Source organism: Chromobacterium vaccinii (assembly GCF_000971335.1).
GTDB classification, from domain to species: domain Bacteria; phylum Pseudomonadota; class Gammaproteobacteria; order Burkholderiales; family Chromobacteriaceae; genus Chromobacterium; species Chromobacterium vaccinii.
In genome coordinates this window covers 20823-33817 of the sequence record NZ_JZJL01000035.1, presented here as the reverse complement: position 1 = coordinate 33817, position 12995 = coordinate 20823, and the positions used below count along the sequence as shown (strand labels likewise).

Annotated in this window: 16 protein-coding genes; 11 read left to right on the top strand and 5 right to left on the bottom strand. The window is 65.7% G+C overall.

Annotation, left to right across the window (positions count from 1 at the left end; all coding sequences use genetic code 11):
- Positions 1–50: 50 nt before the first annotated feature.
- From VL52_RS16300 to VL52_RS16290, 3 genes are all read right to left on the bottom strand, one after another.
- Positions 51–1385, bottom strand: a complete 1335-nt coding sequence (locus VL52_RS16300; protein WP_235429319.1) for an SGNH/GDSL hydrolase family protein — start codon at positions 1383–1385, stop codon at positions 51–53.
- A 231-nt stretch (positions 1386–1616) separates the two neighbouring features.
- Positions 1617–2630, bottom strand: coding sequence for a class I SAM-dependent rRNA methyltransferase (locus tag VL52_RS16295; RefSeq protein WP_046158011.1), 1014 nt, complete (start codon positions 2628–2630; stop codon positions 1617–1619).
- A gap of 108 nt (positions 2631–2738) precedes the next feature.
- Positions 2739–4085, bottom strand: a complete 1347-nt coding sequence (locus tag VL52_RS16290) for an SGNH/GDSL hydrolase family protein (RefSeq protein WP_235429318.1) — start codon at positions 4083–4085, stop codon at positions 2739–2741.
- Between the two features lie 236 nt (positions 4086–4321).
- Here VL52_RS16290 and VL52_RS16285 point away from each other — a divergent pair, with 236 nt between their 5' ends.
- Complete coding sequence (locus tag VL52_RS16285) at positions 4322–5197, top strand: HD-GYP domain-containing protein (RefSeq protein ID WP_046158010.1); 876 nt, start codon at positions 4322–4324, stop codon at positions 5195–5197.
- An 86-nt stretch (positions 5198–5283) separates the two neighbouring features.
- The gene (locus VL52_RS16280) at positions 5284–6216 is read left to right on the top strand and encodes an alpha/beta hydrolase (RefSeq protein WP_046158009.1); all 933 of its coding nucleotides are present in this window, start codon (positions 5284–5286) and stop codon (positions 6214–6216) included.
- Positions 6217–6289: 73 nt separating this feature from the next.
- Here VL52_RS16280 and gmhA read toward each other — a convergent pair whose 3' ends face one another.
- Together gmhA and VL52_RS16270 are read right to left on the bottom strand one after the other, a co-directional pair.
- Positions 6290–6874 carry a D-sedoheptulose 7-phosphate isomerase gene (gene gmhA, locus VL52_RS16275; RefSeq protein WP_082113795.1) on the bottom strand — a complete coding sequence of 195 codons (585 nt, stop codon included), beginning with the start codon at positions 6872–6874 and terminating at the stop codon, positions 6290–6292.
- Positions 6875–7028: 154 nt separating this feature from the next.
- Positions 7029–7775 carry a S24 family peptidase gene (locus VL52_RS16270; protein WP_052717522.1) on the bottom strand — a complete coding sequence of 249 codons (747 nt, stop codon included), beginning with the start codon at positions 7773–7775 and terminating at the stop codon, positions 7029–7031.
- 339 nt (positions 7776–8114) lie between these two features.
- On the opposite strand from VL52_RS16270, the gene VL52_RS16265 reads away from it, so the two are divergent.
- From VL52_RS16265 to VL52_RS16225, 9 genes are all read left to right on the top strand, one after another.
- Positions 8115–8534, top strand: a complete 420-nt coding sequence (locus VL52_RS16265) for a Mor transcription activator family protein (protein ID WP_046158008.1) — start codon at positions 8115–8117, stop codon at positions 8532–8534.
- 80 nt (positions 8535–8614) lie between these two features.
- Positions 8615–9019 carry a M15 family metallopeptidase gene (locus VL52_RS16260; RefSeq protein WP_021475234.1) on the top strand — a complete coding sequence of 135 codons (405 nt, stop codon included), beginning with the start codon at positions 8615–8617 and terminating at the stop codon, positions 9017–9019.
- 2 nt (positions 9020–9021) lie between these two features.
- Entirely contained in the window at positions 9022–9243 is a 222-nt protein-coding gene (locus VL52_RS16255) for a hypothetical protein (RefSeq protein WP_046158007.1), read from the top strand.
- Positions 9240–9803: a hypothetical protein gene (locus tag VL52_RS16250; RefSeq protein WP_046158006.1), complete on the top strand. Its 564-nt coding sequence runs from the start codon at positions 9240–9242 to the stop codon at positions 9801–9803. Before VL52_RS16255 ends, VL52_RS16250 begins: the two co-directional genes overlap by 4 nt.
- The gene (locus VL52_RS16245; RefSeq protein ID WP_046158005.1) at positions 9800–9997 is read left to right on the top strand and encodes a TraR/DksA family transcriptional regulator; all 198 of its coding nucleotides are present in this window, start codon (positions 9800–9802) and stop codon (positions 9995–9997) included. The genes VL52_RS16250 and VL52_RS16245 overlap by 4 nt, the downstream gene beginning before the upstream one ends.
- Positions 9998–10007: 10 nt before the next feature.
- On the top strand, positions 10008–10223 hold the full coding sequence (locus tag VL52_RS16240) for a hypothetical protein (protein WP_021475230.1): 216 nt from the start codon (positions 10008–10010) through the stop codon (positions 10221–10223).
- Between the two features lie 74 nt (positions 10224–10297).
- On the top strand, positions 10298–10996 hold the full coding sequence (locus tag VL52_RS16235; protein WP_046158004.1) for a DUF1834 family protein: 699 nt from the start codon (positions 10298–10300) through the stop codon (positions 10994–10996).
- A 67-nt stretch (positions 10997–11063) separates the two neighbouring features.
- The gene (locus tag VL52_RS16230; protein ID WP_046158003.1) at positions 11064–12488 is read left to right on the top strand and encodes a phage tail sheath subtilisin-like domain-containing protein; all 1425 of its coding nucleotides are present in this window, start codon (positions 11064–11066) and stop codon (positions 12486–12488) included.
- Positions 12489–12610: 122 nt separating this feature from the next.
- Positions 12611–12985 carry a hypothetical protein gene (locus tag VL52_RS16225; RefSeq protein WP_046158002.1) on the top strand — a complete coding sequence of 125 codons (375 nt, stop codon included), beginning with the start codon at positions 12611–12613 and terminating at the stop codon, positions 12983–12985.
- The last annotated feature ends 10 nt before the right edge of the window (positions 12986–12995 follow it).

Here is a 12995-nt window from a genome sequence, read left to right as displayed (position 1 = left end):
CCGCATGCCGGCAAGGCATGCGGTTGGCGGGTAGCCTCAACTCCGGCGGCTCAGCGTCTGCGCGCCTGCGCCGACAGGTTCAGGTTCTGCTGGCGCAGGAAGTCGGCCACCATCTGGCCCAGCAGCACGTGGGTGTGCGTGGTCGGGTGCAGATTGTCCCAGAACACGTAGGCGTCGGCGTTGGCGCACTCCGGCCGCGGCGTCTGCGACGAGATGTAGGGCAGGCTGGCGTTGGCCGCCACGTTCAGGCAGGGCTGGGTGGTGTTGCTCACCTGGTACTTGGCCGGATTCGTCAGCAGGTCGTTGAACATGGCGTAGGCGTCGAACAGGCTGAGCTTGAGCGCCGCGCCGTGCTTCTGCTTCAGATTGGCCACCAGCGTCGCCAGCTTGGCGTTGTAGTCCTTCACCTGCTGCGCCAGCTGCGCCGCCTTGCCGCCGGCCGAGCCGGACGGCGTGCGCGACAGGTCGGGCAGCGTCAGCACCACGATGTTGCGGCCGCCGGCGGCGATGATCTTGTCCAGCGCCTTGCCCTGGTCGGCGATCACCTGATCGACGGCGCGGCCGTAATTGAGCAGGTCGTTGCCGCCGATCAGCATGGTGAACAGCGTGTTTTCCGGACGGTAGCCCGGCGCCTTCTGCATGTACTGGGTCCAGGAATCCACCTGCTGCAACAGGCCCGGCACCACCAGGTGGCTGTCGGCGGCGGAACCGCCTATCGCCCAGTTGTAGAACGGCAGCTTCAATTGGTCGGCCAGATGCTCGACCCAGACCCGGCCGTTGCTGAAGCGGCCGACGTACCAGCTGCTGGCCACCGGCAGCCGCCATTGCGAGGCGCCGTACATGTTCTGGGTATCGGACAGGCTGTCGCCGAACACCACCATGCGGTTGATCGCATTGCCCTGGCTGGCGCTGTCCAGCGTCCAGATGGTGTGGTTGTACGACATCACGTTGTTGGCGGCGGCGAACAGCGCCAGCGGACGGTTGACGCCCTGCTTGGCCAGCGTCTGCTGGCACACCGAGCGCAGCGTGTCCTGGCTGGTTTCGCTGTAGAACATGTTCTTCAGCGCGACGAAGCTGCCCGACCACCAGTAGCCGTTGACGCGATAGTAGTCGCCGCTGGATGGATCGGTGGCCCACACGTAGTCGGTCTGCGGCTGGTTGGCCGCAGGACTCTTGCGGTAATAGCAGCGCAGATAAGTGTAGGTGGCGCTGCCGGGCTGCGGCTTGGCCTGGCCCGAGGCGGCGCGGGCCTCGCTGCCGGACAAGGGCTTGCCGGCGGAGATCACGCCGTCCAGTTCGTCGCTGGGAGGCTGTTCGGACTGGGCCTGCGCCTGAGCGCAGGCCAGCATGCCCGCCAGCAGGGACAGAACGATGGTTTGTTTCATGTATTCACCCGATACCTTGTTTGTTATGTGTGGAATGCCCGTCGTTTTCATCCGGTCGCGTCTAAGGCTCCGCGCCGGCCGGGGCTTCCTGTCAAACAGAATATCAGTCGTTTACATTTAAAATAAAGTGTTAATTTTAAACAATTAAACTGACTTCACGCTTAGTTGTCTTGTCTCAAACTATGCAAAAAGCCGCGACTGGGTCGCGGCTTTTTTTCTTGATAATGCGTCTCAAACGCTAAGCAAAACGATCTTCAGCGGGGGTTTGCCGTCAATGCTGGGGAAGTCTTCGTCGGGGACGATCCACTCGGCGGCGCGCACTTCGCGGCCGGCCTTGGCGGCGCTGCGCTTCAAACTTTCCAGCCAGGCGTCGCCGTCCACTTCTGCAACATTATTGCAACAAACCAGCATCCCGCCCGGCGCGGTGGCCAGCAAAGCGGGCTTGAACAGCGCCTGATAATCGTTGACCAGGTCCACCACGCCAAACGGGCTCTTGGAGTAGCGCGGCGGGTCCAGGAACACCAGATCGAACTGGCGCGGCTCCAGTTTGGGGAAGGGAGGCATCCTCTTGCCGCGCACGCGGTCCGGCTGGCCGATGCCGGACAGCTGGCGCACCGCGGCGAAGACATCGCTGTGCAGACAGCGCGGCCGGGAGGCCAGCAGGTTCAGCTTGGCGTTGGCGCGGCCGACGCTGAGGCTGGATTCGGCGAAATCCACATTCAGCACAAAGCTGGCGCCGGCCTTGGCCGCCGCCACGCCCACGCCGCAGGTGTAGGCGAACAGGTTGAGCACGCTCTTGCCCTCGGCCAGCTGCATCACGCGGCGGCGCGCGGCGCGCAAGTCGAGGAACAACCAGGGGTCCTGGCCCTTGTGGCGCGCCTGGTAATGGAAGGCGACGCCGTTTTCGCGGATGGCCACGTCTTGCTGGGCCACCGCCTGCTCGGCCAGCGACAGCGCGTTGCTCACGCGCGAGTTGGCGTCGCTGCGGTCGTTGTACACCAGCGCCAGCTCCGGCAGCGCTTCGCGATAATGCGCGCGGATTTCCTCCAGCTCGGCGTCGGTCAGCGGCTTATGGAAGGTCTGCGCCAGGATCTGCTCGCCGTAACGGTCGATGGCGAGGCCGGGCACGCCCTCCACGCTGCCGTGGAACAGGCGGTAACAGTTGGTGTCTTCGGCGGCCAGGCGCTCGATCAGCGCGGCGCGCGCCGCGTCGGCGCGGCGGAGGAGTTCGGTCAGGGTGGACATGGGGGCTTTCGATTACAGTTCGGCCGGGCCGCGGGAAACCCCGCGGCCGGATCAAAACCGAATTGTAAGCCCTGGCGGACGGCGCGCCAAACGCCGTCCGTCCGCGCGTCAGCGCGCCTTGCTCAGCATCGGCATCGCGCCGGACGAGCCGAGGAAGTCGGCCACCGCGTTGCCCAGCAGCAAATGGGTATGGGTGGTCGGGTGCAGCGTGTCCCAGAACACGAAGCTGTCGGCATTGGCGCAATTGGCGCGCGGCGACTGGGTCTGCATGTAGTTCAGCGCCGAGTCGGCGTTGATGTTCAGGCAGGACTGGGTGGTGTTGCTGACCTGGTACTTGCCCGGATTGGTCAACACATCGTTGAACATCGCGTAGCTGTCGAACACCTGGATGTTGACGCCGTACTGCTGGCGCAGCGAGGCGGCCAAGGCGTCCAGCTTCTGGTTCAGGTCCTTCACCTGCGCCGCCACGGTGGCCGCGCCGTCCTTGTACTGGAACACCGGCGCGCGCGACACGTCAGGCAGCTTCAGCAGCAGGATGTTGCGGCCGCCGGCCTTGATCAGATTGGTCAGCGCCTGCTGCTGGCCTGCGATCACCTTGTCCGGCGTGCTGCCGTAGTTGACCAGATCGTTGCCGCCTATCCACATCGTGAACAGCGTGGTGGCCGGGTTGTAGTTGGGCGCCTGCTTCATGTAGTCCTGCCAGGACTGCACCTGCTGCACCACGCCCGGGATCACCAGCTTTTGCGTCGACACGCCGGCACCGCCGATCGCCCAGTTGTACATCGGCAGCTTCAAACGGCCGGCCAGGTATTCCACCCACACCGGGCCGTTGCTGAAGTGGCCGATATACCAGCTGTTGCGGTTGGGCAGCGTCCATTGCGAGGCGTTGTAAACGTTCTGGTTGTCGGACAGGCTGTCGCCGAAGGCGATGATCTTGTTGATGCCGCTGCCCTGCCCGGCCTTGTCGTTGGTCCACACCGTGTAATTGAACGACATCGCGTTGTCTGCGGCGAACACCATCGCCGGCTGCGACGGCCTGCCCTTCTTGGCCAGCGTCTGCTGGCAGACGGCGCGCAGCGCGTCCTGCGTCACATCGCTGTAGAACATATTCTTCCAGTCGAAGATGCTGCTGGACCACCAGTTGCCGTTCAGGCGGTAGTAGTCGCCGCTGGACGGGTCGAGCGCCCACTCGTAATCGGTGCCCGGCTGGGTGTTGGCGCTGCCGGTGCGGTAGAAACAGCGCACATAGGTATAGGTGGCGGGCCCCGGCACCGACATCGCGGAAACGCGCGCGGCGGCTTGCTGCTTGGGCAGGCCGCGCTTCAGCAGCTCGGCGCGGCTCAGCGGGCCGGACGACGACAGCACGTGGGCATAGCGCGGATCCGGCGCGCCGTCGTCATTGCCGGCCCAGGCCAGCGAGGAAAGGGTCAGTCCCAGCAGCAACCATGACTTCATTCGCACTCCTCCTTGGATTTTCGCGTGTGGATCGCGCCGGTCCAGCGGCGCGTCATTACACACTACGGAGGAAAGATGAAAATTGCATGATTTGAATCATTAAGTTACGACAAATTTAGATCAAACGCTCGAATGATGTGGCGGTATCGCCAGCGCAGCATGATATGCGAGCCGGCGGTTTCCCGCCTGCGCGTATGCCATAGTGAAGTGGTCGCCACTCATGCCGCGAGGAAGCCATGCAAGCCAGCCGCGAACTACTGAAAACCCTGTACACGATGGCCATGCTGGTGGAGGCGCGCGACGCCTACACCGGCGGCCACCTTTGGCGCGTGTCGCGCTACAGCCATCTTCTGGCTTCCGACTTGCAGCTGCCCCAGGCCGAGGTGGAAAGGATCGCGCTGGGTGGATTTCTGCACGATCTGGGCAAGGTGGGCGTGCCGGACGCGGTGCTTAACAAGCCCGGCAAACTCAGCGACGAGGAATACGAGGTGATCAAGACCCACCCACAAGTCGGCGCGGAACTGCTGAAAGACCACCCATTGGCCGAGCTGGTGATCGACGCGGTGCTGCGCCACCATGAAACCCCGGACGGCAACGGCTACCCCGACCGGCTGTCCGGCAAGGCCATCCCGCTGGTCGCCCGCATCGTCGGCATCGCCGACGCCTTCGACGCGATGACCAGCACCCGGCCCTACCGCCAGGGCATGCCGGTGACGCAGGCGCTGTCCATCCTGCGCGACAATCTGGGCCGCCAGTTCGACGCCGAACTGGGAGCGCGCTTCGTCCAACTGGGCGAGGCCGGCCGGCTGGACCACGTTCTGGGCCACAGCGAACCCGGCGTGCCAATGCAGCGCTGCGCGGCCTGTGGCCCCATCATCGCGGTGCCGGCGGCGGCGGACGACGGCGATGAATTGTTCTGCCCGGCCTGCGCCGGCGGCTACCGCCTCAGCCGCCGGGACGGCGCGCTGGCGCTCACGCCCACCGGCGCGAATGACCCGGTGCGCGCCCGCCGGCCGCGCGCCGACAACGCGCTGATAGACCGGCTACTGGCCGACAGCGGCCGCCTGCGCGCGCGCGGCAAGCCCGGGCTGCTGGACCTGCTGTTCGGCTGAGACAGCCGATCAGGTCATTGCGCTTGCCGTTAAAATGCGAATGGTATAGCCTGATGAATCAACACTTTGCATAGACGGGACAGACCATGCACCGACTGCATCCCAATCTGCGCCCCTGGCTGGCCGAGCTCAACCAACAGACTGCGCAACGCCTGGCCGAAGGCTACAAGCCGACGGCGATAGGCGCGCGGGAAGCGTTGGCGCAGTTGACCGCGCAGATGGTCGCGCCCGGGCCGGACATCGCCTGGGTCAACGACGACCTGGTGCCGGGCGGCGCTTACGCCGTGCCGGTGCGCATCTACCATCCCGCGCCCCAAGAGGCGTTGCCGGTGTTGGTCTTCCTGCACGGCGGCGGCCACATGGCGGGAAGCGTCAGCGTCTACGACGGCATCAACCGCCGTCTCGCCGCCGCCAGCCGGCACATCGTCGTCGCTGCCGAATACCGTCTGTCGCCGGAAAACCCCTATCCGGCCGGCCTCGACGACGCGCTGAGCGTGGCCAGGCATGTGTGGCGAACACTTGACGACCGCGGACTGGCCTACCGGCGGCGCCTGTCGCTGGCCGGCGACTCCGCCGGCGGCGCCCTGTGCGCCAGCCTCTGCGGCCTTGCCGACCCATCGCTTGAGATCTCGCGCCAGGCGCTGATCTATCCCTGCGTCGACTACACGCTGGCGCAGCCATCGGTGGCGGAAAACGGCGAAGGCCTCTTCCTGACCCGGGCCCGCACCGACTGGTATTTCGACAATTACTTCCAGCATGGCGAAGACCGCGGCCGGGCATCGCCGCTGCATTGGGCGCTGGCTGCCCCGCCGCCGGCGACGCTGGTGATCACCGCCGGCCGCGACATCCTGCGCGACCAAGGCCAGTTGTATGCGGAGAAGCTGCAGGCGGCCGGCGCCGAAGTGGAGCGGCTGCATCTGGAAGACCAGGTGCACGCCTTCCTCAACATGGAGGCGCTGGTGCCGGAAATATGCGGCCTGGCTTATCGCCGCATCGGCGCCTTCCTCAACGCCGGCTGAACGCCGGCCCCACCGCCTGCGCGCTGAAATGCGTCAACTTCGGAGACGCGCGCCGCCCGGCGCATGATGCGTCTCAGTAGTTTTCCGGGAAGAAGTGCCGCTCGGTCAGCTCGATCAGGATATGCAGCACCTTGATGTGCAGTTCCTGCACGCGGTCGGCGTAGCTGCCGCCCGGGGTGTTGACGTAGACGTCGGCCAGCGGCTCCAGCTTGGCGCCGGCGCGGCCGGTCAGGATCACCACCTTGACGCCCAGCTCGCGCGCCACTTCGGCGGCGCGGATCACGTTGCGGCTGTTGCCGCTGGTGCTCAGGCCGATCAGCACGTCGCCGGCGCGGGCATGGCTTTCCAGATAGCGGGCGAAAATCTCGTCGTAGCCGTAATCGTTGCCGACGCAGCTGATGTGGCTGGAATCGCTGATCGCGATCGCCGCCATGCCGCGGCGGTTGCCGCGGTAACGGCCGGTGAGTTCTTCGGCGAAATGCATCGCGTCGCACATCGAGCCGCCGTTGCCGCAGGAAAACACGCGGCCACCGGATTCGAGCGCGCCGATGACGGCCTGCGCCGCCGCCTCCACCGAGGCGAGCGCCTGCGGGTTGGCCAACAGATTGTCGAGCGCGGTCTTGGCTTCGCCCAGACTGGCGCGGATATGGTCTTGCATGATGAATTCCGTTGCTTGGTCAGCCTCTAGTGTACACCTGATGATCCGGCGGCACGGAGCGGCCGGGGTCTGGCCGGGCCCGGCAAGGGGGCATCGATCGCGCAACGGCGGCAGCCGGGAAACCCGGCGCGCGCCAGGATGCGCGCCGACGCGCTCAGGCGATCTGCCGGCCGAACCACACCACCCGTCCGATCACCTCGAACTCGCCGGCGGAGCGGGACAGATCCACGGTGAAAGTTTCATATAAGGGATTGGCGCTCTTCACCTGCACCGCGCCTCCGGGCAAGCGTTGCAGCTGCTTGACGAAGATGTCATCGCCGATGCGGATCACGAACAGGCCTTCGCCGGGATTGCGCTCGGCCGTATTGACCAGGATGGTGTCCCGGTCCTCCAGCACGCCGCTCATGCTGTCGCCCTTGACGCTGATCACCACCAGATCGCGCGGCGAAGCGTTCAAATAGTTCTTCACCCAATAACGGCGGAAGGCCATATAGAACATCGGCTGCTCGCCGGCGGCGCTGGTTCCAAAGCCGGCCGACGCCTTCAGGTTATAACGCGGGATGAAACAGAACTCATCTTGCACTCCGGCAGGAATTTCGTGCTCATCCGCGTCGCCGCGCGCGGGCAAGGACGGCAGTTCGGCCGGTTGCGCGGCCTCCTGCGCCTGCGCGCGCTCGTCCTGCATCGGCCCCTCGCCGTACAGCAGCCACTCGACCCGGCAGCCGCTGCCGGCCGCGATCTTTTGCGCGGTTCCGACCCGCGGAACGCCGCCCTTGTACCACATATTGGTGAACGACCCCTTGTTGAGACCGTGGCGCGCCGCCCAAGCGTAGGGCTTCTCGCTGCCGATCAATAGTTCCAGGCGCTGCCGGAAATCGGTCTGTTGCTGCGAATTTTCCATTTGGAACTCCATCGGAAGTCATGCACGGTTGGAGCGGCGCCCCAGATTACCATCGCATTGTCATTTTGTCGAATGTAACTGACATAAGTAGTGACATCCCGTTGCTTGTTTAGTTCAAAAGCAAGGCATACAATAGCAATCATACTTCATAAGTAGTTCTACTAATTAGCAATGATACTTATAAAAGTGCTAAAATATATGCACTCAACTACCGCAGTAGTTCTAATAATTGCCTGCATAAAACCCAGGCTCTCCCTGGTTTAGCCTTGCTCAAACTATAACTCATTTAGAACTATTTGTCTGCCAAGGCCCTTAGAGGGGCTTTCAGGAGCTCACGTGATGAATACCGCCGCGCAATATCCCGCTCTGCCCTCCACCATGCAACTGGTCGCTCAGCTGATTGGCATGCCGCGCACTTTGCAGTTAGTGCAGGCGCTGGGCGGCACCACCCTGCCTTTCTCCAAGAACCAGAGCCGCGCAGGCCAGCTGCGCTTCGCCGCGCTGGTGGAGGTGATCGGCCAGGAGGCGGCCGAGCGGCTGACCGGCCATTTCGGCGGCGACATCCTCTATATCCCGCGCTGCAGCACCGCGCTGCGCCAGGCGCGCAATCAGCAGATGATCCGCGACTTCGACGCGATGCTGGTGGAAGGACTCGGCGCCAACGAGGCGGTGGGCGTACTGGCGATGCGCTATCGCCTCAGCGACCGCATGGTCTGGCGCGTGCTGAAAACCCCGCCGGCCGATTACGAAGTGCACTGACCCCCCGGCACGGCGCCGCCGAGGGCCGCCTACCCGCCTCCCAGGCCGAGCAACGCATTTCATCAGGCAAAGGAGACCCCATGGCAAGCCGAGCCATTTCCGATCTGCACCCGCAACTGCAGCCGCTGGCTGAAACCTTTCTGCGCCTGTGCCGGGACCAGGGCGTGGACCCATTGCTGATCTGCACCTGGCGCTCGGCCGCCGAGCAGGAACAGTTGTACCGCCGGGGCCGGGAACTGCCCGGCGTCATCGTCACCTACGCGCGTCCCGGCGAATCGGCCCACAACGCGATGCTGCACGGCAATCCCGCCGCCCGCGCCTTTGACGTGGTGCCGCTGCACGCCGGCAAGCCCATCTGCGACATCGACCACCCTCACTGGCAGGTGATGGGGCGGATCGCCCAGTCCTTGGGCTTGTACTGGCACGGCACGCTGGAAGCGCCGCTGCATGAGATACCCCATTTCCAACTGTCACTGGAGAAATGAGCATGCGCCTCGCCGACCTGCTCCGCCATCCGCGCAGCCGCCGCCTCAGCCACAGCCGGCTGTGGGCCAATATCGCCTGCGCCGCGGCCACCATCATGTTTCTGGTCAATGGCTGGCGCGGCACGCTGACAGCCGACATCTGGCTGATCTATATGGGCGTGGTCGGCGGCTACTCGGCCACGCTGCGGCTGATCGCCGCCTATCGCGACCGGAGCCGGACATGATCCCCGCCTCCTTCCTGCGCCTGGGCTCCGGCCTGCTGCTGCCGCTGCTCGCCGCTGCCGGCGGTTACGCGCTGGGCCACAGCCAGAGCCGCCAGTACTGGCAAACCAAGCTGCAGGCCACCGTCGCCGAAATGCAATCGGCGGACAGCCGCGCGCAACAACAACGCCAGGCCGCGGCCATGGAATTGCAGCGGCAGTGGCGCCAGCGCATCGATCAACTGGAAAGCCGGCTGCTGGAACAACAGCAGGCGCTGCAAGCGCAACAACGGCGACAAGCGCAAAGGATAGACGATGTCACCCGCAACGATGGTCCCCGCTTTACTGGCCTTGGCCCTGACAGCCTGCGCCTCTACCGCCAGCTCCTCGGCTATCCCGACGAGCTGCCCGGCGCCCAGCCCCTACCTGCTGGAGCTGCCGCCCAAGCCTCCGGCGCCGATGCCGGGCTACCGGCGCCCGATCTCCTCGCCCACGCCGCCGACTACGGCGCCTGGTGCCAGCAACTGGAGCAACGCCTTGTCGCCCTGAAACAACTCTACCCTCAACAGGAACCCACACCATGACCGACTTCTTCGACCGGGCCAGCGAGCTGGAAACCGAATTCCGCGAGCAGGCGCTCGCCCGCCACTTCGAACAATGGCGCCAAAGCGGCCTCAGCCATTGCGAGGACTGCGGCGATCCGATTCCCGGCCCCCGCCGGGCGGCCATCCCCAGCTGCACCCGCTGCGTGCTGTGCCAGCAACTGGCCGAGAAGTGAGAGGTTTCACGTGGAACACGACAACCTGCTGGCCCTGGGCCGCATAGAAGGCAAGCTTGACATGATCGTCGCCCACCTCGCCAAACAGGACAAAAAACTGGAAGAGCTGGACGGCCGCCTACGCGACGTCGAAATCCAGGCCGCCAAGAGCGGCGCGGTATCCGGCGCCCTGTCCGCGCTGCTGGTCACCCTGGCCGGCGAACTGCTCAAGCGCCTAGTGCACTGACACCCCTCAGCTAAGCCCCGGCGCCGCCCGGCGTCACACTCTCCCCATCCTCACCATCGTTCCAAGGAATGACCATGTCCATGCTGATTTCCGTGCAAACCGCCATCGCCGACCGCCTGCGCCAAGGCATGGGCCGGATGGTGCGCGAAGTGGCGGCGGACCTGGACGAAACCGCCCTGTGCGGCCTGCAGCTGGCCCACGGCGACTACGCCAGCCGGCTCACCCCGGGCCAGTCCAGCCCCACCATCAATCCCCAGGCGCTGGCCAGGCTGCCGGCGCTGTGGACCGTGGCCGGCGGCATCACGTCCAGCCAGCCTCAGGCCAGCCAGCGTCTGCGCTACAAGGCCAACGCGCTGTTCACCGTCATCGTCGGCGACCGCTTGCAAGCCGACGCCAACTACGCCGGCGCCGGCGTCTGGCAATTGGTCTACGCCGCGCGCCGCCTGCTAGCCTCGCAGGATTTCGGCCTGGCGGTGAATCCGCTGCTGCCGGAAAAGGTGCGACCGCTGGGCCAGGCCCCGCGCGACGGCCAGCCATGGAGCCTGGTGGCCTGCGACTTCAGCACCTATTGGCTGGACGAGGCGCTGGACAACGGCCACTGGCCGTCGCCGCAGACCGACGCCGACCCGGACGCGCTGTTCCGCGCCTTCGGCGGCCGGCTGGAAGACCCGGCCAAGACCTGGCAGAGCACTCAGCTCAACTACAGCCTGGCCGGTTCTGCCGGCGTCAAGGCCCAGGACGTGGTCGCCAATCCCGCGCCGCAACCCAAGTAACCGCTTTCCCCTCGCCGCGCCAACCGGCGCGGCACCTCCCCAACCGCCACACCAGGAGCCTTTCCTTATGGCTAGCGCCAACATCAGCTTCGACCAGATTCCGGCCTCCATCCGCAAGCCGGGCAAATACTTCGAGTTCAACACTAAACTGGCGGTGCGCACGCTGCCGGGCAATCCGCAGCGCGTGCTGGTGATCGGCCAGCGCCTGGCCGACACCGCCGCGCAGCCGGCGCTGGCCGCGCTGGATGTGTTCAGCGACGACCAAGCCGCTCAGGCCTTCGGCCGCGGCTCCAACGCCCACCTGATGGCGCGCGCCGCGATCAACGCCAACCCCTACCTGCAGCTGACCGTCATCGGCGTCGATGACGCGGCCGCCGGCACCGCCGCTTCCGGTTCCTTCACCTTCAGCGGCCCGGCCGCCGCCGCCGGCGTGCTGAGCCTGTTCATCGGCGCCGTCCGCGTCGATGTGGCCGTCGCCGCCACCGACGATCCGACCAAGATCGCCGCCAACGCTCAAGCCGCCATTGCCAAGCTGACCGACCTGCCGGTAACCGCGTCCGCGGCCAAGGAAGTGCTGACCCTCACCGCCCGCCACAAGGGCAGCATCGGCAACGGCGTCGCGCTGAAGGCGCAGGAACAGATCGCCGGCCTCGGCGTCGTCATCGCTCCGATGAAAGGCGGCACCGGCGATCCGGACCTCGCTCCGGCCCTGGCCGCGGTGGTGAGCGGCGGCCACCAGATCATCGCCAGCCCGTTCACCGGCGACGCCGCGCTGACCGCGCTGCGCAATCACCTGGACTTCGTGTCCGGCCCGCTGGAACAACGCGGCGCCATCGGCGTGATCGCCACCACCGGCGCGCTGGCCGACGCCTCCGCCTTGTCCGCCAAGCTGGACAGCGGCCGCGTCACCGCCGCCTGGTACCGCGGCTCGGCCAAGCTGTCGGCCGACATCGCCGCCGCCTACGCCGCCGTGATCGCCAGCGAGGAAGATCCGGCCCGTCCGCTGAACACCCTGGAGTTGAAGGGTCTGGACGTGGTGGACCTGGCTTCCCGCACCAGCCGCACCGAGCAGGAAAACGCGCTCTACAACGGCGTGACCCCGCTGGAAGTGGCCGCCGGCGACCGCGTGCAGATCGTGCGCGCCATCAGCACCTACACCAAGGACGCGCAGGGCGTGGACGACGTGTCGTTGCTGGACATCACCACCATCCGCACGCTGGACTACGTGCGCCGCGCCTGCCGCGAGCGCATCGCGCTGCGCTTCCCGCGCGAGAAGCTGTCCGACCGCACCCCGTCCAAGGTCCGCTCCGAGCTGCTGGACGTGCTGTACAAGCTGGAAGAGCTGGAAATCATCGAACAGGTGGAAGCCAACAAGGCCGGCCTGATCGTCGAGCGCGACCTGCAAGACGCCAACCGCCTGGACGCCAAGATCCCGGTGGACGTGGTCAATGGCCTGCACGTGTTCGCCGGCCGCATCGACCTGCTGCTGTAAGCGCGCGGCAAGGCGGCTGATCCCGCAGCCCTCGGCCGCCCCGCCTCTCCCCCTTCCTCCAACATCCCAGCCGGCCGGGCCGCCGCCCGGCCGCCCAATCCCGAATCGAAAAGGAAAGTCTCATGGCTTTGAAAGAATACGCAGGCTCCATCGTCCTGGAAGTGAACGGCCAGGAAATCGACGTCATCGACCTAAACGTCAGCAGCCGCACCGGCCGCAAGGTGGTGAAGACGATGAACTCCAGCGGCCGCGCCAAGGGCTTCGCCCGCGGCATCTCCGAATACGACCTGGCAGTCACCGTCTCCATCCCGCTGACCGGCGACCTGGACTGGGAAGCGATCGAAGGCGCCAAGCTGACCGAATTCCCGCTGGCCCCGGGCGGCAAGCGCACCAGCTACCTGGACTGCTTCACGCTGGAAGTCGGCGAGAAATACGGCGTGGAAAGCGAAGCGCGCCGCGATATCAAGTTGATGTCGCTGCGGAAGGTGGTGGAATAAAACTTAAGCC

Excerpts from the sequence above, each read along its gene's own strand:
- VL52_RS16250 (WP_046158006.1), top strand. The coding sequence starts at position 9,240 with ATGATCCCCGCCTCCTTCCTGCGCCTGGGCTCCGGCCTGCTGCTGCCG.
- VL52_RS16300 (WP_235429319.1), bottom strand. The coding sequence starts at position 1,385 with ATGAAACAAACCATCGTTCTGTCCCTGCTGGCGGGCATGCTGGCCTGC.
- VL52_RS16255 (WP_046158007.1), top strand. The coding sequence starts at position 9,022 with ATGCGCCTCGCCGACCTGCTCCGCCATCCGCGCAGCCGCCGCCTCAGC.
- VL52_RS16265 (WP_046158008.1), top strand. The coding sequence starts at position 8,115 with ATGAATACCGCCGCGCAATATCCCGCTCTGCCCTCCACCATGCAACTG.
- VL52_RS16280 (WP_046158009.1), top strand. The coding sequence starts at position 5,284 with ATGCACCGACTGCATCCCAATCTGCGCCCCTGGCTGGCCGAGCTCAAC.
- VL52_RS16230 (WP_046158003.1), top strand. The coding sequence starts at position 11,064 with ATGGCTAGCGCCAACATCAGCTTCGACCAGATTCCGGCCTCCATCCGC.
- VL52_RS16290 (WP_235429318.1), bottom strand. The coding sequence starts at position 4,085 with ATGAAGTCATGGTTGCTGCTGGGACTGACCCTTTCCTCGCTGGCCTGG.
- VL52_RS16260 (WP_021475234.1), top strand. The coding sequence starts at position 8,615 with ATGGCAAGCCGAGCCATTTCCGATCTGCACCCGCAACTGCAGCCGCTG.
- VL52_RS16235 (WP_046158004.1), top strand. The coding sequence starts at position 10,298 with ATGTCCATGCTGATTTCCGTGCAAACCGCCATCGCCGACCGCCTGCGC.
- gmhA (WP_082113795.1), bottom strand. The coding sequence starts at position 6,874 with ATGCAAGACCATATCCGCGCCAGTCTGGGCGAAGCCAAGACCGCGCTC.
- VL52_RS16225 (WP_046158002.1), top strand. The coding sequence starts at position 12,611 with ATGGCTTTGAAAGAATACGCAGGCTCCATCGTCCTGGAAGTGAACGGC.
- VL52_RS16270 (WP_052717522.1), bottom strand. The coding sequence starts at position 7,775 with ATGGAAAATTCGCAGCAACAGACCGATTTCCGGCAGCGCCTGGAACTA.
- VL52_RS16285 (WP_046158010.1), top strand. The coding sequence starts at position 4,322 with ATGCAAGCCAGCCGCGAACTACTGAAAACCCTGTACACGATGGCCATG.
- VL52_RS16295 (WP_046158011.1), bottom strand. The coding sequence starts at position 2,630 with ATGTCCACCCTGACCGAACTCCTCCGCCGCGCCGACGCGGCGCGCGCC.
- VL52_RS16245 (WP_046158005.1), top strand. The coding sequence starts at position 9,800 with ATGACCGACTTCTTCGACCGGGCCAGCGAGCTGGAAACCGAATTCCGC.